Raw genomic sequence first — 24,218 nt, forward strand, 5'->3', positions numbered from 1 at the left:
ATGAAAAACCACGCACTTAACATCATCGTTAAAGTTATTTATGCAGGTTGTATTTTAGGCGCTTCAAGCCAAGTACAAGCCACGGCGAATGATGTAAATACAACAGCTACTGATCCAAATATTGTAAGCTCTCTTATTGAACAAGCTAATTATTGGCACGGTAGAGCGCATGATGCGCGTGCAGTAGAAGCACTGCAAAAAGTGTTGATTATGGAAAGTAATAACCAAGACGCTTTATATTTAATGGCGTTCTTTACAGCACAGCAAGGGAATGAAAAGCAAGCGACCTATTGGCGGGAAAAACTTGCACAAGTCGCACCGCAAGATCCACGTATTGATGGATTAAAGAACATCCGATCATCACAATTTAGTGATCAACAATTAGGTTATGCCAGGGAATTGGCAAAGAAAGGGCAGCATGAAGAAGCGATAAAAGCGTATCAACGTTTATTTGTTAGCAGTGAGCCACCAGAAACACTGGCATTAGAATATTATCAGACTATGGCAGGTGTGCCTGCAATGTTGCCACAAGCTATTTCAGGGCTAAAACAACGAGCTGCATTAATGCCTGATAATAAAGAAACACAAAGAGCGTTAGGGCTGACGCTAACTTATAACGAAGAAACTCGTCGTGAAGGGATAACAATTTTAGGTAATGTTTCAGGCGATGAGTCAGCAAAAAAAGGCCTTCGCCAAGCACTGTTATGGCTGAATGTCCGCCCTGATGATGAGGTGTTATATAAAACCTATTTACAAGCAAATCCGAATGATAAAGCTGTTGCTGAACATTTCCAAGGCGCTATTCAAGGTAATGCACGTCAAGCTGGTTATACCGCTTTAAATAAAGGCAAATTGAAAGAAGCAGAAGGTTATTTTAAACAAGCATTAGCAGCAGATAATAATGATGCACAAGCATTAGCAGGGTTAGGTTATACCGCATTACGTTCGGGTGATTTAGCAACAGGTCAGCGCTTATTAAATCAAGCTGCACAATCAGGTGGCGAGCAGGGCAGTAAATGGAAGCAACAAGCGGAAGATGCTGGTTTCTATGCACAACTACGTGATGCGCAACAACGTGCTAAACAAGGAAATATTCAACAGGCACTTGATAAATTAGCCCCTTTAACGGGCGCATCAGGTGAGAAAGGATTATCCGCTAATTTGCTACAAGCTGATTTATTACGTAAACAAGGTAATTTACCTGCTGCGCACCAATTATTAGCCGGTCTTTATCAACAAAATAGTCGTAATGAAAAAGTCATTTCAGCTTACTACTATTTATTGGTTCAGGAAGGACAAAATACGAAAGCAGAGCAATTACTGGCTCAACAATCAGCCTCTTTACGTCAAAAACTTACCGCAAATACAGATCCTTCAGAGACATTACGTCGTGAAGCACAAAAAGCGTTAGAAAATGGTAATCGTGTTCAAGCAAGACAATTGCTGACACAAGCACAACGTAAAAATCCACAAAATAACTGGGTTTATCTTGATTTAGCTCGTTTAATGGCTGCTGATGGTGATAGTACTGGCGCAAAAAATATTATTTCACAATTGCAAAATCGTAAAACAAGAGACACGGATTACGTCGCTTCTCTATTTTATGTTGAGCAAAAAGAGTGGGATAAAGTTTTTAACTTGCTAAGTAGTCATAACCAACAGACAGAAGCTGAAAAAGAGTTATTACAGCGCGCTCGTTTTCATCGTCAACTTGCGCAAGCAGAGCATTATCGCCAAGCTGGTAATCTAGTTGCTGTACGTAATACCTTACGTCCTTTAATTAACCAAGTTGCTGATTATCCAAATGATGTAGGTGAATTAGCGGAACGATTGGTAAGCAGTGGATTAAACGATGAAGCGTTGCAGTTAGTTGAAAATGATATTGCCAAAGGCACTAAAGGATCTGTAGGTAACTATGCAGGTCATATCAATGTTCTCAATGAATTAGGTCGTTATACACAAGCATCTAGCTTGATTAATGATCCGGCATTGCAACAAGAAACACCAATTGTTGAGAAGAAACGCTTAGAGGTAGCTACCAAAGTTGCGCAAGCTGATAACTTACGTGAAAAAGGTGAAATTAAAGCGGCTTATGACACATTGGTTGTCGCGTTAAAATCATCCCCTAATGATCCTGATTTATTAATGGCATTAAGTCGTGTTTATTTAGCGCAATCTATGCCTGAACAGTCGGATAAAATTCTCTCTTATTTGGAAAAAGAGCAAGGAAAAGATACAAAATTAATCCAAGCTCAAATAGAAGTTGCATTAGCGCAACAAGATGGCCGAAAAGCACAGCAGCTATTGCAACAAATTCCGTCTTCTTCACAACCTGCTTATTTATTACAAGCAGCGCAAATAGCGCAATTAAACGGTGAAAACCGTAAAGCTTTAACCTTGTTACGCAGTGCACAATGGCAAAACAATGATGATCGTGTATTGAATACATCTGCGGGTCAATTACGCGCATTAGAGAGCGATAATACAGCCATAGCAGGTTCTATCTATGAACGTAAAGAGATGGCATCTGTTCAACGTTCTATCCGTGAATTAGAAGAAAAAGTTTCACCGTGGGTACAAGGTGGTGTTGCTGTGCGCCATCGTAATGGTGATAAAGGATTATCTAATGTCACTGAAATTTCTGCACCAATCAGTATTTCAAGTGTTCCAGGAGAAGAGTTCCGCTGGGAATTTAATGTAACTCCAGTTTCTATGACGAGTGGCTCAGTTTCTGGTGAGAGAGCAAATCGCTTTGGTACAGGACAGCTTCAACATGCTGAACGCTTTGCTAAGAATAGTGATAACCATGACGAGAAAAACAAAATTAATGCCGACGAAGCCGGTAGCCAACGTGCTTCTGGTGTTGAATTAGGACTGCGTTTATCTGACAAGAATGTCAGCTTTGATGTTGGCTCAACACCATTAGGCAAAGATACGGCAACGGTTGTCGGTGGTCTCACATATTCACCTAAAATTGGCCAAAATGGGCAATTAACACTGACTGCAGAGCGCAGAGCCATCAAAGATAGTCTACTTTCTTATATGGGACGCACCGATCCTATGACGGGTGAAAGCTGGGGTCGTGTAACACGTAATGGTGCCAAAGCTCAATATGCTTGGGATGATGGAAAAGTTGGCGCTTATGTCGGGGGCGGTTTTTATAACTATGAAGGTAAAAGTGTTGCGAGTAATGATGAAGTGAAAGCATGGATGGGGTCTTACGCTAAGTTCTATAAAGATGACCAACAAGAAGTGAAAGCCGGTGTGCATGTTGATTATATGAACTTTAGAAATAACCAAAATAACTTCTCATTGGGGCATGGTGGTTACTTTAGTCCACAAGATTATGTTTCTGTCTCATTACCTGTTGCTTATACCCGCCGTTTTGAAAAAGGTGAAGTGTCCTTAAATGGTGCAATAGGTATACAAAGTTACAAACAAAAAGGCAGTGATTATTTTCCAACACATAGTTATATGCAAGACGCCTTAAATAAACATAACGCGAGCGATCCTCGAATTAAATCTCGTTATGAAGAAAAAGACGAAACAAATATTACTTACAGATTAGGTTTAGACGCGAAATATTATTTAAATAAAGAAACCGAGTTAGGTGTCAGCTTATCGCATGATACATCCGGTGATTATGCTGAAGATAATATGTGGTTACACCTAAAATATACTCCAGACTTTCTGTCTAAATAATTAAGGAAACAAACAATGAATAAGCATGACAGTGATATCTTACAATTACCTTTTGAAAGTGGCTGGCAAGATCTAACTCAATTATTATTTTTTCAAGTATTAAATGACAATGATATTTCAACTGCCGAAAGTAAATTAAGAAATATTGGTAAAGATATTGCCTTACGCTACCCTTTACCAGAAAGTGAAAATATTCAATTACTTGAATCACATATTAATCGCGTATTAACGTTATTCAAATGGGGTTTTGTCACCATATCTCCTGCAATGAGTGAGCTTTTATTAGTGCACTGTGCATGGCCTCATTTTACGCAAAGCCAAGATGACGTTCAGTGGCGTGTTGCAAGTGCTGGTGTATTAGAAGGGTTATATGAGGGGTGGTTAACTCATCAAGGTGGTAATGCAAAAATGCAAGTACATCGTCAATCTACTGATGCTAAAGATGTCTTTATTTTTCGCTATGCACATAATTCATCAGCTGAATAATAATATATATGCTTTATTGATGAGCATCGGAGGTCAAAAATGAATGAAATGATATTTAATGATGATAATTCTAAATGCTTATTAATAAAGCAGTTTACTAATAATGTTTTTATGATGTTAGTAACTGATATTAATGGCACTATAGTTTATGCTAATGAAAAATATTGTGAATTTAATAACGTTCATTTTGAAAATATAAAAGATAAAAAATACAACTTATTTTATTTAATTGATAAGAATCAAATCAATTATTGTGTAAACGGTAATAATGATAATAAAGGTGTTTATCGATTAGAAGCAAAGAGAAATAATGAATCTCAACAAGAAGTATGGGAAGATATTAGTATTATTCCTGTATTTTATAAAGATAATTTAATTTCTCATTATGTATTTATTAGTTTGGATATTACTGATAAAGTAGAGTTAAGAAATGAGTTATTTAGTAAAAGTTATATCGACTCATTAACCGGAATATCAAATCGATTAAGTATTGTTGAAAAAATTGAAAATGAGCGATTAAATATTTCACATCCATCTTCATTTTGTCTTGGTATTATTGATTGTGACAAATTTAAAGCAATTAATGATCAGTTTGGGCATCATGCCGGTGATAAAGTATTGTGTGAAATATCAAAGCGATTATTACAATTAGAAAACAGCGAAGTTTATTGTGGCCGACTTGGCGGTGATGAATTTGCTGTGCTTTTCCCTAAAGGATTACGTTCTTGTTCAGTGATTCTATTAGAAATAATAGAATCACTTTGGAAATCAATGGAAAAGCCAATAAATATTAATTCAGACTATATGTTAACGCCTTCTATTAGCTTAGGTATTGCCGAATATCCTAAAGACGGAAAAACATTATCTGAATTATTAAAATCTGCAGATGAAACACTTTATTCCATAAAAGAAATGGGTGGTAATAAATACGGATTTTATTCTGGGTTTTAAATAGAAAATTTTTAAATAAAGATATAAAAAATAATATTATCTCTTTTTAATTAAAGAGAGGTAACTATATATTTTAAATGTATCTGGTTTTTATAATGAAATATAAATGTAATTTAAAATAATACTAAATATTAATTTTAGATAAATATCTATTAGAGGATTTTATTATGATGAAAGCTGTTATCCCTGTTGCTGGATTAGGTACTCGTATGTTACCTGCAACGAAATCAATTCCTAAAGAAATGCTGCCTATCGTTGACCGCCCTTTAATTCAATATATTGTTGAAGAGTGTGCTCAGGCTGGTGTTGAGGAAATTATTTTAGTCACTCACTCTTCTAAAAATTCAATTGCGGATCATTTTGATACCAGCTTTGAATTAGAAAATATGCTTGAACAGCGTATTAAAAATAAATTATTAGAAGAAGTACGTTCTATTTGCCCTGAAAATGTCAAAATTGTACAAATTCGTCAAGGTCATGCATTAGGTTTGGGTCACGCTATTTGCTGTGCGCGTCCTGTGATAGGCGATAATCCATTTATTGTTTTACTACCAGATGTTTTATTGAATGCACACTATTGTGATCCTAAACATGATAATTTATCAGCAATGATCAAACGTTTTGAAAAAACTGAACGTAGCCAAATCATGGTTGAACCAGTACCAATGAGCCAAGTGCAACAATATGGTGTTGTGGATTGCGAAGGCGTTTTCTGTCCTCAAGGTAATTGGGCACCTATTCGTCGTATCGTGGAAAAACCAAATCCAGAAGATGCACCATCTAATCTTTCTGTAGTAGGTCGTTATGTTTTCTCTTCAGCTATTTGGGAATTATTGGATGGTTTACCAGCAGGCGTTGGTGGTGAAATTCAGTTAACTGATGCGATTGATTTATTATTGAAAAAAGAAACGGCTGAAGCTTATACCTTAGTGGGTAAATCTCATGACTGTGGTAATAAGCTGGGATATATGAAAGCCTTTGTTGAATATGGTTTACATAATTCCGTTTTAAAAGAAGAATTCGCTTCTTGGATGCAGGATTTTTGTGAAAAAACATTGTTACCCAAAACAGAAGTCATAGAAGAAGACGAAATTAATGAAGAACAAAAGATAGTTGCTATCTTTTGAGTTACCTTGAAATAACATGCAATGTGCCGACCGAAATAAGATAACGGTCGGCAATAGCAGGAGAGAAAGGCAATGTCTTTTGGGCACTTATCTCGTTGTAATTATCTATTTTTTACCTTTTTTATTTTAGGTTTGTTGCTTATGGTTTCTCCCTCAATACAGGCAGCAGACACTCAAATCGGATGGCAGCAGTTTAAAGAGCGCTATATTAAGGATGACGGGCGCGTTATAGACAGCGCCAATAACAATATCTCGCACTCAGAAGGTCAAGGCTATGGGATGTTGATGGCGGTAATGAGTGATGATCGTGAGACATTCAATAAGCTGTGGCGTTGGACAGCGACCTCTCTTTATCGAGGCGATTTAGGGTTGTTTAAATGGCGTTATGAGCCTGAAAATAATGAACATACCCCTGATCCTAATAATGCAACTGATGGTGATATTTTAATTGCGTGGGCATTATTAAAAGCGGGTGAAAAATGGAATGATGAAAGTTATCTTTCAGCCTCCGATTCTATTCAGCACGCTATTTTAGAGCATACCTTAGTTAAAACAAAAAACTATACCGTATTACTACCGGGTATTAATGGTTTTAAAACACCGGAAGAAATTATTATTAATCCATCTTATTTTATTTTTCCAGCATGGAAAGATTTTTACCGTACAAGTAAAGATGTTCGTTGGAAAGCGTTAATTAATGATAGCCAATCCTTGCTAAGAAATATGCGTTTTGGTGAATATCAATTACCCTCAGACTGGGTGAGTTTATATCCTGATGGAAAGATAGAGCCTAGTGAAAAATGGCCCGCACGATTTAGCTTTGATGCAATACGTATTCCGCTTTATTTAGCTTGGGCACATGATGAATTAGCATTACAACCCTTTGTGCAGTATTGGCAGCAATTTGATCGTTATAAAACCCCTGCTTGGGTCAGTATTGATGCTCAAGAGCGTGCGGAATATAACCTCACACCAGGTATGATGGCGGTGAGGGATTTAACAATGAAAACCCCTATTGAAGATGTTGAGTTAAGTAAAGATACGGATTATTACTCTTCCGCTTTACATTTATTAGCGACATTTGCTCAAAATGGGCAATAAGTCTTTTTAATTAAGATTATAGATAGCTTAAATTACCTTTAGCTAACAGGTTAATTAAGTTATCTATTTTGTTTATGACAATAAGGATAAAAATAAAAAAGATATAACTTGCTGAATTTATTTCTATTAATTTGCGAGGTCGTTATTTATTTTTGCTATTTCTATTTATTTATAACATTATGTTTTTAAATAATAAATAAACTTTAAACTATGATCTAAGAATAATTTATTTAATGGTATTTATGATAAAATTACCTCAATGACTTGATAGTGTTATTTATATAATTTCTCATCAATAATAGAGGTGGATAAATGAAAGTTTCAGCACGCAATCAGTTAGTTGGTAAAGTTATTGATATTATTGAAGGTGCCGTTAATAGCGAAGTTATTTTATCGTTAGCGCATGGTGAAAAACTGGCCACAATTATCACTAAAGAGAGCTGTGATAGTTTAAAGATCAAAAAAGATGGTGAGGCAATCGCCATTATTAAAGCACCATGGGTTGTTTTAGTGCTACCTGATTGTGGTTTGAATTTTTCTGCACGTAATCAGTTTGCAGGAAAAGTGACTCAAATCGCGCAAGGCGCTGTAAATTCAACGGTGCATTTAGAAACAGTAAAAGGCTTAGAGCTGACTGCGGTTATTACAAATGAAAGCTTACAAGAAATGCAATTGGCAAAAGGCAGTGATGTTTTAGCATTAGTGAAAGCATCTAGTGTGATTGTTGCAACACGTAAATAATAGTATCCAATATTTTGGATAATCAGTTTTAAGATAAAAAAAGAGGCTAGATAACTAGCCTCTTTTTCGTTGATATTAATCAGATTTATAATCCCGATCATCCATTATTTAAGTGACAAAAATTAATCATCAGCGACACCTGCAACTTTCAATTTGTCGTAAATATAATTTTTATAACTATTAATTAATTTTTCGTCTTCACAGTCATTTAATTTACCTTCACATAAGTGTCGCATTTGAATATTGGCTTTATAGAAAGGTGATAATGGTAAACGTGCACGCTCCAGTATCATGCCACCTAAGAAGCTAATATCCGTTAACTCACCCGTTGAAAGTGATGCACCTTGCGTTAGGTTGTCTCTCAATGTGAATTGAGTGATATGTGCGGGGTTAGTAAATGGTGACTGGTAATTATTTAACTCAATATTAGGTTGATGATCACCAAAATAAAGAAACATTGTCGGTTTTTCTCTTTGGGCGACAAAATTGGAAAAATCTTTAATTGCCGGATCACTGGTAATTATTTTTTCCATATAGTGGCTAAATTTACCCGGCGCATTACTGCTTTTTGTTTGACCTGTAATTTGATAGTCATCAGTATGAGATTCATCATAAGGGCCATGCTCGTACATCGTTAATGAAAATATAAACAAAGGCTTATCTGTTCGTTTTTTAAGAACTTCTTCGATATAACCTAGCATATCTTGTGTTGATATTTTCCAAAGATTTTCTTCCAAATGTCCAGGATAACCTAACTCTTGAGGTTGGATAATTTCATCAACTCCCATTTGCTCATAAGCATAACCAGCATGATAAGCACTGCGATTAAATGGGGTGAGTAAAACCGTGTAATAGCCTTCAGCTTTGAGTTGGCGAAATAAACTTTCATTCAGATTATCGACAACAAAATAGAATACCGAGTTCTTACGGGCACCAAAATCGTCAGTATTTAATCCTGTTAAGATGGAAAACTCAGAAAGCCAAGTACCACCACCAAAGGTTTGTACTCGTAAAGGGCTTTGAGCACTCACACCTTCATCTTTTTGGAACATAAATAAATCAGGTAATGCGAGATCTTTATCAAATTGATAAATGGAGGGATTAACCGTCGATTCTTGTAATAAAATGATGATATCGGGCTTTATTTCAGTTTGTGTCTCAGGTAATGCCGTTTTATTTGCTTTTTCAAGGAAATAGTCAGCACTTTCTTTAAAATAAGGGGGGTGATATGTAGTTTGGTAACCGGACATAATCAAATTAGTAACGGTACCTCGGCCACCAGGTAATGTACCTTCCCATTCAACTTGCCACTTTTCAACAGTAAAATGGATGGTAATGACACCAACAACTATTAGCAGTAAGCTACTTACACGTAATGTTAGGCGTGATTTTTTGGAAAAACGCCAAGCAATCAACATATTAATAAGAAGCCATATTAGCATTGCAACCAATGCCACACCGGCTTCCCAATAATGTCCTAATGTCCCTAAATTTGAACTGTCAAAGGCTAAATCAAAATCAGAGAACATTAATGTCTCTTTGTAATAATGGACTTTAAGTTGGTTAATAAACTTAGTGATCAGGAAAAGTGTACCAGTTGTAATGATCGAAAATAAAACACGTCCTGATAAAATAAAGAAAAGAGAAAAAAGAATAAAATAAGCACTCACAGAGAGTAGGGCTGTATAAATAAGACTCGTTTTTTCAAAAACAATAAACAGAGAGCCAATAAGAATAAGTGCAAGGTAAGCACTTCCTAATAGTTTTTTCATATCTCTTCCGAGTATAGCCATAAAGAATAGGATTTAAATTTTACTACTATTGTAGGTGATAATATTAATTAGACTGAATAGATGATTCAGTCTAATTATATTCTTTATTTAGAATAGCCCTTTGTCTCGTAAAATATGAAGATCTTTTTTGCGCCGTGTAAAACCTGTACGGTCAAAATATTCTAGGATTTGTACTGCTAATTTACGTCCTACAGATAATTCATCACGAAAATCCGCTGCGGTGACACTGCCATTACTCTCATTATATTTCACAATAATGGAGGCAAATTTCTCTATAGATGCATGGGTATAGTAGCGATCAGCAATAATTGGGATAATTAAACCTAACTGTGCGGCCTTGCGTAATAATGAACGAATTTCTTTTTCATCCTTTTTCATTTCATTTGCAAGATCACGTACCCACCAAGGTTCAGATTGCTCAAAATAGACTTTAGCATATTGCCATAACGACTCTTGTTCTGGCGAAAAAGCAAGACCATGGGTTGGGAGATGAAGCCAGCCCCGACTTTGGCTAATTGCACCCTCTTTTCGTAATTGATCAATTAGGTGATAAACCAACTCATCATGATAAGTTGGTAGCGCCATTCGTTTTAAACGTGAACGTCCGACTCCCATTTGATCATTATGTTGTTGGTGATATTCCTCAAGTGTATTGAGTAATTTTTGTTTTGCATTATCAGCATTTTCTTTAGAAAGAATAACGCCAGCAACGTTAATTAGGTCAAATGTTTTTAGTAGCTGAGTGAGTGCACTTTCAGTTAATTGCTGAGCCCAAGCAAACTGATTTAGAGATAATTCACCTTTTGGTAAACATAACGCTAAATTGGCACTAACACTATCAGCATTATCAAGTTGATGTAGCCAAGCTAAGAACTCACTTTGTCGTTTACCTCTACGTGGCGAATGCAAATGTAAGACTTTCGCTGCGGCTAATGTACGTTGAGCACTAATATCACGTAAAATAAGTCTGTCGTTATCCACCAGCCAAAGTGGTTCATCAAGAATAAGTTCAGCTAATTGAGGTGTTTCGGTAGTATTATTTAAGAGCGCAACACGGCCTGTAATATGGCGAGTACCATGATGAATATGTACAGGCTGCCAATGCTTTAAAGGTTCATCAGCGATTAAACTGACTAAGACTTTATGAGCTTGATAGTTAGGTTCTTGAGAGAGCAACCAATCGCCACGAGAGACACTATCTTTACTGACATCTCCAGTGATATTAATGGCAATACGATGACCTGCTCCAGCACTTTCTACAGGTTGATTTTGTGCGTGTAACGCTCTGATCCTTACTGGTTTATCAGCACCTGTTAGCCAAAAAGTATCACCAATGGCTATTTGCCCAGCGAGGGCAGTACCCGTAACTACTAACCCAGCCCCTTTAATACTAAAAACGCGGTCTATCGCTAAGCGAAAGCGTTTATGCCATTGAGGGTGTTGTTGCTCTTGTTGATGAAGATTAACAAGATAGTCACGAAGCGCGGGTATCCCTTCATTAGAAGGTGCTGAGGTGACAAAAATAACAGGTTGTTGCCAGCTTAAATTGGCCAATACATCAATTATTTGTGATCGAACTTCTTCAATTCGTTCAGGCGTAACACGATCTGCTTTAGTCAGAATTACGGTAACTTGAGGGCAACCAGCAAGACGTAAAATAGAAATATGTTCAATGGTTTGAGCCATAACACCATCGTCACAAGCCACAATTAACAGTGCATGAGAGATCCCACCAACACCAGCAAGCATGTTAGAAAGAAATTTTTCATGACCGGGCACATCGACAAAACCGATAGACGTTCCGTCATCTTGACGCCAATAGGCATAACCTAAATCTATGGTCATACCTCGTTTTTTCTCTTCGGGTAAATGGGTTGTATCTACCCCAGTGATGGCTTGTATAAGTGTGGTTTTTCCGTGGTCTACGTGGCCTGCTGTCGCAAAAATCATAGTAAAAGTGCCTGTATTAATGCATTTTCATCCTCAAGGCAGCGCAGATCAAGCCACAGGCGACCATCAGTAATTCGACCGATAATGGGCTTTTCTAAATTACGCCAAAGTGCGGCTAATGTATCTAACTGGCTACCTTTTCCATCTTTTGCTTCAAAGGTAAGCGCTGCACTCGGTAAACTTTCAATAGGTAACGAACCACTGCCTATTTGAGACGCACATGAGGATATCGTGATATGGTAATTTTCCCCATAATATGCCTGAAAATGAGGCAATAACCGTTGCGCCATGTCATGAATTTCTGTTTGTGTCCTAGTTAACAAACGTAATGTCGGAATTTCAACTACCATTTTTTCTGGTTGCTGATAAAGGCGCAATGTGGCGCCTAATGCTGCTAATGTCATTTTATCAACACGTAATGCACGCTTTAAAGGGTGGCGCTGAATAGCTTCAATCCATGTTTTTTTACCTAAGATTATTCCTGCCTGAGGGCCACCTAATAATTTATCACCAGAGAAGGTAACAAGATCGATACCTTGTTGTAGATAATCTTGAGGCATGGGCTCTGAAGGTAAACCTAAAGCAGCTAAGTTAGTCATTGAACCGCTGCCTAAATCGATAGCAGTAGGTAAATTCATCTCTTTACCTAAAGCCGCTAATTCTTCACCATGAACTTCTGCGGTAAAACCTTGAATAGCGTAATTGCTGGTATGAACTTTCATCAGCAATCCCGTATTTTCATTAATGGCGTTACGATAATCTTTAAGATGAGTGCGGTTTGTTGTACCCACTTCTTTAAGTGTGCAACCTGCTTGTGTCATCACATCGGGGATACGAAAAGCACCACCAATTTCCACTAATTCACCACGAGAAACCACGACTTCTTTATTTGGTGCTACGGTTGCAAGCATCAATAAAACAGCGGCTGCATTGTTATTAACAATACAGGCATCTTCAGCCCCCGTTAATTCACATAACAAGTCTGCGATAGCGCGATCACGGTGTCCTCTTGAGGCACCATCGAGAGAATATTCTAAGGTTGCAGGAGAGCGCATAACTTGGCTAACGGCTTCGATAGCCGATTCAGCCATTAATGCTCGACCTAAATTGGTGTGTAAAACCGTTCCTGTTAAATTGAAAACAGGTTTAATTAACGATTTTTGTTGTAATGTAATGCGATTTTGTAATTCATTCGCCCACTGGTTATACCATGCAGGTAGGTCATTATCTTGGCGAATAATGATACGCGCTTCTTCTTGTAACTTTCGTAAATGCTCAGTAATAAATGTCTGACCATAAGAAGCAACTAAAATCTGAATTTCTTCTTGATGCAGCAACTTATCAATAGACGGTAGCTGGCTGTAAAGTGAGCGCGTATCATTTGTCATACTAGTACCTAATTATTATTCATTTGGGAACAGGAATGGGTTAATGCTACTACGAGCAAATCCTTCTTCTTCCATTTTTGCATCAAGAACAATAGACGCTAAATCATCAGCGACAGCATCAACATTGGCGTCTTTTTCTTGATATAAAATTTTCAGATAGCTTCCACAATCACCACAGCTTTCTGCTTTAACCGGAGCATTTTCACTGTCTAATGACCAGTAATTTAGTTTACCCGTTAGCTCACAGTTGGTGCATTTAATACGCACAACATGCCACTCGGTTTCACATAAATTACAATGTAAATAGCGTAAGCCTTGCGTTGTTCCGATTTGTACCATGCTTGTAACTGGCATACTGTTACAAACAGGACAGAATTGGCGATTTTCACCATATTCTGTTTTTGCTTTACCTGGAATATTAGAGGCCAATTGTGCCCAATAAAGGGATAATGCAGACCAAATAAAGACCGATTTATCCGCAGGTACTTTTGAATACTCATCATTAAGTAATGCTGTCGCCATCTCTTCTAATTCAGTTTCAGAAGCTTTAGACAGGTTTTCTAATGTGATAGTGACACTTTCAGGTACAACCGGACGTAATTCAGCAATAATTGAGGCTAATAAAGCATGCCAATGTTTACTACGCTTGAATGTTTTTTTATCTAAAGGCGCAACACCTGCTTGCTGTGTGATAAGTGGTGCAAGATCAATGATTAATGGATTGTCATGGAGTGCTTTTTCTTGAGCTTTAGCAATTTCAGCTGCAAATTCAAGGTAGTTTGCAAAAGGATTATCTTTTGCAAGTGATTGAAAACGTTCAGCACGACGTTGATAAAGGTTTTTCAGATTAGGGAATAATACTGGTGGAATGAAACTAATACCTTTTTCTGATTGTTCTTTACCTAATTGCTCTTTAGGAACGATGCGAATACTCATAACGTTCTATCTTCCTATTATCTTAAATTTTATAGTGAATACCCACAGGGTTTGGCTTCAGAATAAATCAAATACAGACACGAAGCCATGACAGTGGGTAATAATAGCGTGATTTTATTGTTTTTTTACGCCTTAAAACCAGACGTAAATTGAATAAAAAACGGAGGCTCACAAGCCTCCGTTTGTTCAGAAATACACTTTAGGTCATTATTTCTGTGACTGCTTTTCGGCTTCTTTTTTCTCTTCTTCGAGAATTTCACGATACCAACGAGGGTGGTGCTTTTTAGCCCAACCACGAGTTACCCAGCCTTCAATCATGCTACGAATTGAACCTTTCACCCAGAACGCTGCATAAGCATGAACAAATACGGTGATTATCAGTAAGATTGCTGATAATGAGTGAACTAATAAGGCAATTCGAATCACTGGGATCGAGAAATATTCTGCGAAATAAGGACGCCAAATGATAACACCACTGACTGTTAGTAAGATCAGGCTGATACTTAATGTCCAGTAAATACCCTTCTGACCTAAGTTGTAGTGGCCAATATCGCCAGCTTCTTCATTTTGCAGTACTTTATGAATGTTTTTAGCCCAGACTAAGTCATCTTTATCAATAAAGTTGTGCTTCAGATATCTGAAGAACATAAAGAGAAAGAGGAACGCCATCACGCTACCCACGAATGGGTGCAACAAACGCGACAGTTCTGGTGTACCTAAAATATTCATGAACCAATTCAGAGATGGGAAGAAGAAACCCAATCCGCTGATAGCAGTAAACAGAAATACAATCACTACTAACCAATGGTTAATACGCTCAGAAGCGGTGTGGCGAAGAATTTTATCGCCTTTCTTCTTCATCATTTCTGCTCCTCCTTATTCACAGAGGTCTGTGTTTTAGAAGATGCTTCCATCTCTTTGAGCGCTTCTTCTTCATCTTCTTCAGTTGTACGGTTTGGACCGACACCTAAATAATGGAAAATTGCACCCGCGAAGGTTGCGGCAAAACCAACCGCAGCTAATGGTTTCCAGATACCTTTCCAGAATTTAACCGTTGAGCTAATTTCTGGGTTTTCTGGTAAACCATGATACAGGTTTGGTTTGTCAGCATGATGGAGAACATACATCACGTGTGTACCACCCACACCTTGTGGATCGTAAAGACCAGCATTGTCGTAACCACGAGTTTGCAGTTCTGAAACACGTTCGCTTGCAAGATTGATCATGGCTTCTTTCGAGCCAAAATGAATCGCACCTGTTGGGCACGTTTTCACACATGCAGGCTCTTGGCCGACTTCAACACGGTCAACACATAACGTACATTTGTAAGCACGGTTATCTTCTTCATTAATGCGAGGCACGTCAAAAGGACAACCTGCAATACAATAACCACAACCAATACAGTGTTCTGATTGGAAATCAACAATACCGTTAGCGTATTGAATGATGGCACCTTCTGCTGGGCATGCTTTTAAACAGCCTGGGTCAGCACAGTGCATACAACCGTCTTTACGGATCAACCATTCCAGCTTGCCATTCTCTTCAACTTCAGAGAAGCGCATCACTGTCCATGATTTTGCCGTTAAGTCAGTAGGGTTATCGTAAACACCAACGTTAGTGCCAATTTTATCGCGAATATCGTTCCATTCAGAACAAGCAACCTGACAGGCTTTACAGCCGATACAGGTCGTTACGTCGATAAGTTTTGCCACTTCTTCCTTGTAATCCCGCACATGAGGTGCGGGAGTAAGAGAATTGGTGGCAGAGCGACGAATAATGTCTTGGGATTGCAGTGACATAATTTATCTCCTTACACCTTTTCCACATTAACAAGGAACGCTTTAAACTCAGGCGTTTGTGTATTTGCATCACCAACAAATGGCGTTAACGTATTAGCAATAAAGCCTTTGACTGCAACACCTTCAAAGCCCCAGTGGATAGGAATACCAATGGTATCCACTTTGCGGCCATCCACATCAAGGGTTCTAATACGCTTAGTCACCACAGCTTTGGCTTTGATATAACCACGTTTTGAGCTGACTTTAACGGTATCGCCTTGCACAATGCCTTTTTCTGCGGCTAAACGCTCACCAATTTCAATAAATTGTTGTGGCTGAATAATCGCATTCAAGCGCGCGTGTTTAGTCCAGAAGTGGAAATGTTCTGTCAGACGATAAGTTGTACCGACATATGGGAAATCTTCTGCTTTACCCATATCTTTCCAGTCATCTTTAAAGATACGCGCTGCTGGGTTTGAAACTACATTTGGATGCAGTGGATTAGTACCCAATGGTGTTTCAATTGGCTCATAGTGCTCAGGGAATGGACCTTCTGCCATCTTGTCGATAGCAAACAGACGTCCCATACCTTCTGGCTGCATAATAAATGGACCAACATCAGAACCTGGTGCAGCGTTGCTATAGTCAGGTACATCAATACCTGTCCATTTGCTACCATCCCATTCGATTAACTTACGTTTAGGATCCCATGGTTGACCTTGTGGGTCTGCCGATGCACGGTTATAAATAATGCGACGGTTAAGAGGCCATGCCCATGCCCAACCTAATGTATTACCCAATCCTGATGGATCGGAGTTATCACGGTTAGCCATTTGGTTGCCTTTCTCTGTCCAGCTACCCGCGAAGATCCAACAGCCACTTGCTGTTGTACCATCATCACGTAACTGAGCGAACGAGCTAAGCAGTTGACCTTTTTTCAGAATGATATTGCCATCAGCATCTTTTAAATCGACTAATGCTCTACCATTACTTTCTTGTGCAACTTCTGCGGATGTTGGATTATCAGGATCAAAGTAATCCCAAGTCATATTCAACACCTGCTCTGGCATCGCGCCGCCTTCTTCTTTGTAGAGTTGGCGTAAACGATGGAAAATACCTGATAAAATCTCAGCATCAGGGATAGCAATACCAGGGGCATCTCCCCCTTTCCAGTGCCACTGTAACCAGCGACCAGAGTTAACGATAGAGCCGTCTTCTTCTGCGAAACAGGTTGTTGGTAAACGGAAGACTTCAGTTTGAATATCTTCTGTTTTAACGTCATTCTCTTCACCGTGGTTCTGCCAGAAACACGAAGTTTCAGTATTTAGCGGATCCATTGTGATAAGGAATTTCAGTTTTGATAATGAACGAATAACCTTGTTCTTATTCGGGAATGAGGCAACAGGGTTAAAGCCTTGGCAGATATAGCCGTTGACTTCACCTTTATCCATCATCTCGAAGTATTGTAGAACGTCGTAAGGTTTGTCCCACTTAGGTAACAGTGAGAAGCCCCAATCATTATCGCGTTGAGCATTATCACCATAGAATGTCTTCATCATACTGACGAAGAATTTAGGATAATTACCCCAGTAGTTAACTTGTCCTGGTACCGTCGCTTTTGGCGTATTCGCAGCTAAGTAGGTTTCTAATGAAGTCTGCTTTTCAGAAGGCAGAGTCATATAGCCTGGTAAGCTTTGAGATAATAGACCGAGGTCAGTTAAGCCTTGAATATTGGAGTGACCACGTAGTGCGTTAACACCGCCACCAGCCATACCCATATTACCTAACAGTAATTGGATCATTGCCATGGTACGAATATTTTGAGCACCAACAGTATGTTGAGTCCAGCCTAATGCATACAGGAAAGATGCTGTTTTATCTTTCGCTGCTGTTTCAGCAATATATTCACAGACTTTTAAGAAATCTTCTTTTGGTGTACCACAAATCTGAGTAACCACATCAGGCGTGTAACGGCTAACGTGTTCTTTTAACAGATTCCAGACACAACGAGGATGTTGTAATGTGGTGTCGCGTTTTGCGAAACCATTTTCATCCATCTCGTAGTTCCAAGTGGTTTTATCATATTGACGTTTTTCTGCATCATATCCGCTGAATAAACCATCATCAAAGTGATAGTCTTCACGGACAATCAAGCTAGCATTGGTATAAGCCTCAACGTATTCTTTTTGATATTTCTTATTTTCGAGCAGATATAAGATAACGCCCGATAAGAAAGTAATATCAGTACCAGAACGGATAGGCGTATAGAAATCCGCAACAGCCGCAGTACGGGTGAAGCGAGGATCAATAACAATGAGCTTGGCGTTATTATGGATTTTAGCTTCCATCGCCCAGCGGAATCCCACAGGGTGTGCTTCTGCCGCATTACCGCCCATAACGACGATAAGATTGGCGTTTTTCATATCAACCCAGTGGTTGGTCATCGCACCGCGACCAAATGTTGGAGCAAGACTTGCTACCGTTGGTCCGTGTCAGACACGCGCTTGGTTATCGACAGCTAGCATCCCAAGAGCTCTTGAGAATTTCTGAGTTAAAAACCCAGTTTCATTGCTTGCTGCAGAGGCGCAAAGCATACCGGTTGTTAACCAACGGTTGACTTCGACACCCTCTTTATTGAGTTTCTGGAAGTTGGCATCGCGGTCTTTTTTGATTAAGCGCGCAATACGATCAAATGTTTCTTCCCATGAAAGTTTTACCCATTTATCCGAGCCGGGTGCACGGTATTCTGGGTGTTTTAAGCGACCTTCACTGTGGATAAAATCCACAAGACCAGCACCTTTAGGGCATAATGCACCGCGGTTTACTGGATGGTCTGAGTCACCTTCAATATGGAATATTGTTTCTTTTGCGTTTTTCGCGCCATCGCCCAGACTATACATTAATAGTCCACAACCGACAGAACAGTACGTACAGGTATTGCGGGTTTCGCGGGCTCTCAGTAATTTATACTGACGCGAGCCTGCTAGCGCAACTGCTGGTGCAAAACCGAGCGCCGCCGCTGTAGTACCTGCCATACCGCCAGCACAGATCTTAAAGAACTGTCTTCTGCTGACCTGCATGGGGTCTCTCCTCATCATACATTGCTTTTACTGACTCTGATTTTCTTCACGAAAATGGAGCTGATTGTTTTTTTATTCCTATTATCCTTAATAGGATCAGGTTCATTGCCTGATAGGTAGTGTAAAATCGTTTTACCCGTATTGTTATTATGTATTAATAAATTTAGGAATTCATCTTATGGATGAAACAAAATCGACAAAATTGTTAACTAAACGTGTAATCATTGGCGTAGATCAAACAATTGTGCAACACAAAGGATCTCTTAACAGACAAGAAGACGATTATATTGCACTCGAAGTTCCTGTTGCATTAGTGTACAACGGAATTTCTCACGTTGTTATGATGGCAAGCCCTAAAAATTTAGAGTTGTTTGCTGTCGGATTTTCTTTATCCGAAGGCATTATAGAGTCTTCTAATGAAATTCGCAGTATCGAAATTGTGGAAAGTTGTCACGGAGGCATTGAAGTTCAAGTTGAATTATCAAGCCGCCGTTTTATGGGCTTAAAAGAACGTCGTCGCAATATGACTGGGCGTACAGGCTGTGGGATTTGTGGGACAGAACAACTTGAAGAGATTTTCCGACCTATTACACCGTTACCTTTTACACAAACATTTTCACTTTCAAATCTTGATAAAGCCTTAGAGCAGATGACAACCGTTCAAGAAATTGGTGAATTAACTGGCTGTACTCATGCGGCTGTTTGGTTATCACCAGAGGGTGAAATGCAAGGTGGCTGTGAAGATGTTGGTCGTCACGTTGCACTGGATAAGCTTTTAGGTATGAAGGCACAAGAGCAGTGGAGTGAAGGTGCGGTATTAGTTTCAAGCCGAGCAAGCTATGAAATGGTACAAAAAGCCGCGATGTGTGGTGCGGAAATTTTATTTGCAGTTTCTGCGGCAACCTCTTTAGCGGTCGAAGTCGCTAATAAATATAATGTAACGCTGGTGGGTTTTTGTCGTCGCGGAAGAGCAACCGTGTTTACTCATCCACAACGACTAACTGACTAATGAACATGAAACACATTAGAATAGGTGTAATAACTATATATTCTTGCATTACACCTATTTGATCTTTCACTTTATTTATGACCACAATGCCCCTAATTTGTAATCCCACTCTTTAGGTTTGATGGGAATACGTCCTGCATTTGGGGTAAAGGTCATTTCGCTAAAGATGAGCTTATTTTCAGACATTAAAAAATCAACTCGGCAATAATTAAAACCATTTGCCATTTTAGCGGCTAATTGCAACATGTTTTCAAATTGAGCGGGTTTTTCAACAGGTTCTGGTGTGTTGGGATCTTCTAAGGTGATGGGTTGTAACTGCCAATTTGTGTCATACACATTTATATACTCATTTCCTTTGGTGTCAGAGATATCAATCTCGGCATAATGAGGCTGACCATTAAAACAGTGAAGACGGCAAGTTGTTGGTATCATTGGTTTTTTTGTATCAAATAAATCAATATATTCTTCACAGATGATTTGGGCTTTGATATTTTTATAATGCCATTCACGAGTGACGGGATAGAGGTTACGCTTTAAATGAAAATGAAGTTTTTTCTTTGCTTTTTCAAAATCAAAGGTTGATTTATCAAGGCATATCACTGTGCTTCCACTGTCATGATTGCATTTCAATACAAAGCGTGAAGGAAGTTGAGAAATATCTATTTCATCAGGGTGTGAATAAATTTTAATAATAGGAACAAGATAAGATGGGCCTATTTTATCTATCACATAGTCTCTCACTCTAATCTTATCTGCTAAGCGCGTATAAATTGGATTTCTATCGAATAGCATGCGTGCATTGATTTTTTCATTTAGTGATGTTGGTATTTTAAAATTTGGTTGATAACCTAAGTTACGAATAAACTTATTTTTTAAATACACACGATCTGGCAATGCGATAGTTCTAAACTGTTTGAAATAATATTCTATAATTTTCATAAGCTAACGGTTATTTGAAATAGATAAGTAAAATAAAAAATAACTTTTCTTTGAATTAAACTTCTATATAGAGAAATAATTAAATGTAAATTAAGAGAATAATGTCAGTTATTGATGTTTTTATATTTTTTATTTATATAAATTTAGAATGTATTAACGTGAGTTAATATTTAAAGTCTCTATTTTAATAAAAGAAAGAATAACGACATTAAGAGAGAATTAACAAAATAGAATATTGATTAAGATTATATTAATTTGATGACCATTTAGTTATATGAATAGGTTTGTCCCAGTTATTAAAGCGTAATCCTTTGCCAGTTCTATTTCCGTGAGCATCTAATATTTCATAATATTCTTCAACGATTTGGCTACGCCCGCGTTGCCATTCATTGGTTGTTGCAAAAGGATCGATTAAATAGATATCACCGACAACGGTATATAGTTCACCTAAATAGCGAATTTTTTTTGTACTGCTATTTGAATAATGAGAAAACATAATTTGGTAGGTTTTATAGTGTTCAGGTTGACCATAAGGGCCATATTTCATTGCAATATAACGAATACCTTGATGATCAGAGGGGTTTGTACCACCAGGAACAGGCATATCTGGTGTGATATTAAAAAGAGTATATCGAGAGCTTGCCGTAGGTTGTCTTAATGCTTGTCGATAGCTTTGTGTATCAAGCCCTGTGGCATTCCATGTTCTGTCCACCAGTCCATTTCCTGCAAAACAGGAAAAAGAGGATCCTAATAATGAAAGAATTATAAATAGGAACTTAGCAAACATAAATACTCCTTTATTGCCATTATGATGCCAGAAAATAAGGTATCCATTCCGTGAAAAAGAGATGTAGAACTGGGTTATTTCTTGCTGTAACGCTTATCGATTCTAAATGGCTATCTAAAAGAAAAAATAAGGAATTGTAGCTGGAGCAAAAAATACGTTTTTATAGTGAGGGAATAATCTCAAAGAAAGCTAGAATATTTTATTTATCAGGTTGTTGGTCTTGGTTATTAATTTTATTTATTTATTTTATGATAGGATAATAAAAGTAAAAACTATGTAGGATTAATGATTAATCATGGACACTCGTTTATTGAACGCATTTGCTGTACTGGCTGAAACTGAACATTTTGGTGAAGCATCATTAAAGCTTTGTATTAGTCAGCCTGCACTCACTAAACAAATAAAAACATTAGAATCTCAATTGGGTATTACTCTTTTTCAACGTGGGCGCCAAGGTGCAAAACTTACCCTAGAAGGGCAATATTTACTCAATCAATGCCAATCAGTATTAAGAGAAGTTCGTCTTTTAGAAAAACAGGCTCGCCAATTAATTGAGCCTCAAAAGATCGAGCTTTATGCTGGATTTGGCTTGTCATCATTAAGCTTTATCACCCCTTTATTGGCTAAATTTAAGCAAGATTATCCAGATATTACGGTTCATATTGATGATATGCCCTCTAATATAATGGAAGATAAAGTACTTTTAGGTGAATTGGATTTAGCTTTTTCACGTTTGCCTATTTCTGAGCCACTAAAAGGCATTCCATTAGTACAAGAGCGATTGATGTTAGCAATTCCCACGCAAACTATTATGGTGTTAGAGGCTGATGATGATCCATTACACTACTTTAATACGCTTGGGCTTATTCAGTTGGCTCCTGAGAAAGGAAAAAAACTATATCAACAAATCCATGCCTTTTTAAAGCATCATCAAATAAAGCCTCGTGTATTACAACAATCACAAGATATTCAAACACAGCTGGCGTTAGTTGCCGCGGGATTAGGAATGGCATTAGTACCTAAAAATGCAGAACTTATTTGTGACAAACAAAAAGTCACTTTGTTACCACTGTCTGGTTTGTACACACAATGGGAAATAGGTGTTATTTGGAATAATAATATTCAAAATAAAGATCGTGATGTCTTTATAAAAATAATACCTGATGAAATAAATAAATTATAATGAATGAAAAACATTTTTAATTTAATTAATGATTATATTCTCAATGTATTGTATATAATAAATATAAAGAACCTAATAAATATTAATTAGTTTTAAAACAAAGTAATTTAATTAATTGCGAGGTTGTTCACAAAAAATAACATGGAATAATAATGACTTTTTAATTTGTTTTAATAAAAATTTAAATTAAAACATCATATTAAACATATCTCCATAACATAAATAAGGCTAATTAAAATCATTGTTATTAAAAAGAGTTATTTACAATGAAAGGAATTTATTTAATATAGTTCACCGACAACACAGCAAGCTTTATATTCGCAAGTGAAGTTGGAAAGATAAAAATATAAATACCTCTGTAAGTGGTTACTTATTATTTTATTTATAATAAGTAACCACATCCTCACATGAATAATATGGAAATTATTATGAAAAAACTGAATAAAATAACTTTTGCGTTATTCGTATTAATGGGTACACATGCAGTGCAAGCTGAAATTCACTCTAATCAAAGTGGTGTTTTAACAACGATGGTTGTAGGTGCAAGTGATGCAGTGAATCGAGGTTCTCATCAATCAGCCGGTGGAGAACCTGGTGTTGGGATCAAAAGTATTGGAAATGGTGCAAAACTTAGCTTTGCTTCGTTAACATCACCCATGATGAGTGGTGGAGCAGACAGTAATGGAATTTATACAGTCCAATCTAATCATCAACACAGTGATATGGGGATTTTCCATTTTGCCAAAATCACTGATGCTAATGTCTATTTTGGTGATTGGGCAAAAACAATATCAGCAACAGATGCGACACATCAAACCTATTATGTCGGTAAAGATGTCACAACCACACTGCCGACAGACAGCGCGACTTATACGGTAACAGGTATTAGCCAATACAGTGGTAGTAATCTACTTTCAGGTACGTTTGATGTTAATTTTTCACAAAAGAAAATTGAAGGTTCATTGGCGAATAGTCAACGTACGGTTCAGTTAGAAAGTGGGAATCTTTATACCGCCAATAACCAAGTGACGTTTTCTGCGGATGCAAAAGAGGGCACAACATCAGGGGTTGTTGAAGGTGCCTTCTTTGGTGAAAGCGCGGATGTATTAGCGGGTATTGTCGTGTTCAGTTCAGACCATACAAAAGATATTGGTTTCGGTGGTACGAAAGATAGCAGTGGAAATGAAGAAACGACAGCAAGCACGGATGCTTCTTAATTTTTTCAAAAATAATATTATAAATTTGTTTGGTAATACAATCGGTTAAT

The 24,218-nt window shown here is 37.7% G+C and carries 18 protein-coding genes; 9 read left to right on the forward strand and 9 right to left on the reverse strand.

The window, feature by feature from the left end:
• From ABN256_RS13555 to ABN256_RS13580, 6 genes are all read left to right on the forward strand, one after another.
• Window positions 1-3,702 (forward strand): cellulose biosynthesis protein BcsC, encoded by a 3,702-nt coding sequence (locus ABN256_RS13555; protein ID WP_197269722.1) that lies wholly within the window; start codon window positions 1-3, stop codon window positions 3,700-3,702.
• Window positions 3,703-3,717: 15 nt separating this feature from the next.
• Window positions 3,718-4,188: a cellulose biosynthesis protein BcsD gene (gene bcsD, locus ABN256_RS13560; protein ID WP_115351337.1), complete on the forward strand. Its 471-nt coding sequence runs from the start codon at window positions 3,718-3,720 to the stop codon at window positions 4,186-4,188.
• A gap of 39 nt (window positions 4,189-4,227) precedes the next feature.
• Entirely contained in the window at window positions 4,228-5,139 is a 912-nt protein-coding gene (locus ABN256_RS13565; RefSeq protein WP_349439564.1) for a diguanylate cyclase, read from the forward strand.
• A gap of 167 nt (window positions 5,140-5,306) precedes the next feature.
• Window positions 5,307-6,266, forward strand: a complete 960-nt coding sequence (gene galU, locus ABN256_RS13570) for a UTP--glucose-1-phosphate uridylyltransferase GalU (RefSeq protein WP_072070503.1) — start codon at window positions 5,307-5,309, stop codon at window positions 6,264-6,266.
• A gap of 72 nt (window positions 6,267-6,338) precedes the next feature.
• Window positions 6,339-7,367 carry a family 8 glycosyl hydrolase gene (locus tag ABN256_RS13575; protein WP_349439565.1) on the forward strand — a complete coding sequence of 343 codons (1,029 nt, stop codon included), beginning with the start codon at window positions 6,339-6,341 and terminating at the stop codon, window positions 7,365-7,367.
• A gap of 312 nt (window positions 7,368-7,679) precedes the next feature.
• The gene (locus tag ABN256_RS13580; RefSeq protein WP_349439566.1) at window positions 7,680-8,108 is read left to right on the forward strand and encodes a TOBE domain-containing protein; all 429 of its coding nucleotides are present in this window, start codon (window positions 7,680-7,682) and stop codon (window positions 8,106-8,108) included.
• A 122-nt stretch (window positions 8,109-8,230) separates the two neighbouring features.
• Here ABN256_RS13580 and ABN256_RS13585 read toward each other — a convergent pair whose 3' ends face one another.
• The 7 genes from ABN256_RS13585 to fdnG form a co-directional block, all read right to left on the reverse strand.
• On the reverse strand, window positions 8,231-9,880 hold the full coding sequence (locus ABN256_RS13585) for an LTA synthase family protein (RefSeq protein ID WP_196554663.1): 1,650 nt from the start codon (window positions 9,878-9,880) through the stop codon (window positions 8,231-8,233).
• Window positions 9,881-9,988: 108 nt separating this feature from the next.
• Window positions 9,989-11,851, reverse strand: a complete 1,863-nt coding sequence (gene selB / locus ABN256_RS13590) for a selenocysteine-specific translation elongation factor (RefSeq protein WP_349439568.1) — start codon at window positions 11,849-11,851, stop codon at window positions 9,989-9,991.
• The gene (selA, locus tag ABN256_RS13595; RefSeq protein WP_349439569.1) at window positions 11,848-13,239 is read right to left on the reverse strand and encodes an L-seryl-tRNA(Sec) selenium transferase; all 1,392 of its coding nucleotides are present in this window, start codon (window positions 13,237-13,239) and stop codon (window positions 11,848-11,850) included. The genes selB and selA overlap by 4 nt, the downstream gene beginning before the upstream one ends.
• 15 nt (window positions 13,240-13,254) lie before the next feature.
• Window positions 13,255-14,175: a formate dehydrogenase accessory protein FdhE gene (gene fdhE, locus ABN256_RS13600; RefSeq protein ID WP_349439570.1), complete on the reverse strand. Its 921-nt coding sequence runs from the start codon at window positions 14,173-14,175 to the stop codon at window positions 13,255-13,257.
• A gap of 207 nt (window positions 14,176-14,382) precedes the next feature.
• Complete coding sequence (gene fdoI, locus ABN256_RS13605) at window positions 14,383-15,039, reverse strand: formate dehydrogenase cytochrome b556 subunit (RefSeq protein ID WP_072070496.1); 657 nt, start codon at window positions 15,037-15,039, stop codon at window positions 14,383-14,385.
• The gene (gene fdxH, locus ABN256_RS13610; protein ID WP_036933457.1) at window positions 15,036-15,974 is read right to left on the reverse strand and encodes a formate dehydrogenase subunit beta; all 939 of its coding nucleotides are present in this window, start codon (window positions 15,972-15,974) and stop codon (window positions 15,036-15,038) included. The genes fdoI and fdxH overlap by 4 nt, the downstream gene beginning before the upstream one ends.
• Window positions 15,975-15,985: 11 nt before the next feature.
• The gene (fdnG, locus tag ABN256_RS13615) at window positions 15,986-19,033 is read right to left on the reverse strand and encodes a formate dehydrogenase-N subunit alpha (RefSeq protein WP_141650228.1); all 3,048 of its coding nucleotides are present in this window, start codon (window positions 19,031-19,033) and stop codon (window positions 15,986-15,988) included.
• Between the two features lie 178 nt (window positions 19,034-19,211).
• Here fdnG and fdhD point away from each other — a divergent pair, with 178 nt between their 5' ends.
• Window positions 19,212-20,042: a formate dehydrogenase accessory sulfurtransferase FdhD gene (gene fdhD / locus ABN256_RS13620; RefSeq protein WP_072070493.1), complete on the forward strand. Its 831-nt coding sequence runs from the start codon at window positions 19,212-19,214 to the stop codon at window positions 20,040-20,042.
• A 75-nt stretch (window positions 20,043-20,117) separates the two neighbouring features.
• Here the strand turns inward: fdhD and ABN256_RS13625 are convergent, their stop codons facing one another.
• Window positions 20,118-20,981 carry an ATP-grasp fold amidoligase family protein gene (locus ABN256_RS13625; RefSeq protein WP_340894456.1) on the reverse strand — a complete coding sequence of 288 codons (864 nt, stop codon included), beginning with the start codon at window positions 20,979-20,981 and terminating at the stop codon, window positions 20,118-20,120.
• 250 nt (window positions 20,982-21,231) lie between these two features.
• Window positions 21,232-21,768 (reverse strand): UmoA family flagellar biogenesis regulator, encoded by a 537-nt coding sequence (gene umoA / locus ABN256_RS13630; RefSeq protein ID WP_115351331.1) that lies wholly within the window; start codon window positions 21,766-21,768, stop codon window positions 21,232-21,234.
• A 295-nt stretch (window positions 21,769-22,063) separates the two neighbouring features.
• Between umoA and ABN256_RS13635 the strand changes: the two genes are divergently transcribed.
• Window positions 22,064-22,951, forward strand: coding sequence for a LysR family transcriptional regulator (locus ABN256_RS13635; protein ID WP_072070491.1), 888 nt, complete (start codon window positions 22,064-22,066; stop codon window positions 22,949-22,951).
• Between the two features lie 428 nt (window positions 22,952-23,379).
• On the forward strand, window positions 23,380-24,168 hold the full coding sequence (locus ABN256_RS13640; protein ID WP_197269717.1) for a Slam-dependent surface lipoprotein: 789 nt from the start codon (window positions 23,380-23,382) through the stop codon (window positions 24,166-24,168).
• Window positions 24,169-24,218 lie beyond the last annotated feature (50 nt).

The sequence above is a fragment of the Proteus sp. fly-1008 genome, assembly GCF_040140305.1.
Lineage (GTDB): Bacteria > Pseudomonadota > Gammaproteobacteria > Enterobacterales > Enterobacteriaceae > Proteus > Proteus vulgaris_B.

Bases quoted from the DNA above. Each gene is read 5' to 3' on its own strand.
- ABN256_RS13555 (WP_197269722.1), top strand. From the start codon at position 1: ATGAAAAACCACGCACTTAACATCATCGTTAAAGTTATTTATGCAGGT.
- bcsD (WP_115351337.1), top strand. From the start codon at position 3,718: ATGAATAAGCATGACAGTGATATCTTACAATTACCTTTTGAAAGTGGC.
- ABN256_RS13565 (WP_349439564.1), top strand. From the start codon at position 4,228: ATGAATGAAATGATATTTAATGATGATAATTCTAAATGCTTATTAATA.
- galU (WP_072070503.1), top strand. From the start codon at position 5,307: ATGATGAAAGCTGTTATCCCTGTTGCTGGATTAGGTACTCGTATGTTA.
- ABN256_RS13575 (WP_349439565.1), top strand. From the start codon at position 6,339: ATGTCTTTTGGGCACTTATCTCGTTGTAATTATCTATTTTTTACCTTT.
- ABN256_RS13580 (WP_349439566.1), top strand. From the start codon at position 7,680: ATGAAAGTTTCAGCACGCAATCAGTTAGTTGGTAAAGTTATTGATATT.
- ABN256_RS13585 (WP_196554663.1), bottom strand. From the start codon at position 9,880: ATGAAAAAACTATTAGGAAGTGCTTACCTTGCACTTATTCTTATTGGC.
- selB (WP_349439568.1), bottom strand. From the start codon at position 11,851: ATGATTTTTGCGACAGCAGGCCACGTAGACCACGGAAAAACCACACTT.
- selA (WP_349439569.1), bottom strand. From the start codon at position 13,239: ATGACAAATGATACGCGCTCACTTTACAGCCAGCTACCGTCTATTGAT.
- fdhE (WP_349439570.1), bottom strand. From the start codon at position 14,175: ATGAGTATTCGCATCGTTCCTAAAGAGCAATTAGGTAAAGAACAATCA.
- fdoI (WP_072070496.1), bottom strand. From the start codon at position 15,039: ATGATGAAGAAGAAAGGCGATAAAATTCTTCGCCACACCGCTTCTGAG.
- fdxH (WP_036933457.1), bottom strand. From the start codon at position 15,974: ATGTCACTGCAATCCCAAGACATTATTCGTCGCTCTGCCACCAATTCT.
- fdhD (WP_072070493.1), top strand. From the start codon at position 19,212: ATGGATGAAACAAAATCGACAAAATTGTTAACTAAACGTGTAATCATT.
- ABN256_RS13625 (WP_340894456.1), bottom strand. From the start codon at position 20,981: ATGAAAATTATAGAATATTATTTCAAACAGTTTAGAACTATCGCATTG.
- umoA (WP_115351331.1), bottom strand. From the start codon at position 21,768: ATGTTTGCTAAGTTCCTATTTATAATTCTTTCATTATTAGGATCCTCT.
- ABN256_RS13635 (WP_072070491.1), top strand. From the start codon at position 22,064: ATGGACACTCGTTTATTGAACGCATTTGCTGTACTGGCTGAAACTGAA.
- ABN256_RS13640 (WP_197269717.1), top strand. From the start codon at position 23,380: ATGAAAAAACTGAATAAAATAACTTTTGCGTTATTCGTATTAATGGGT.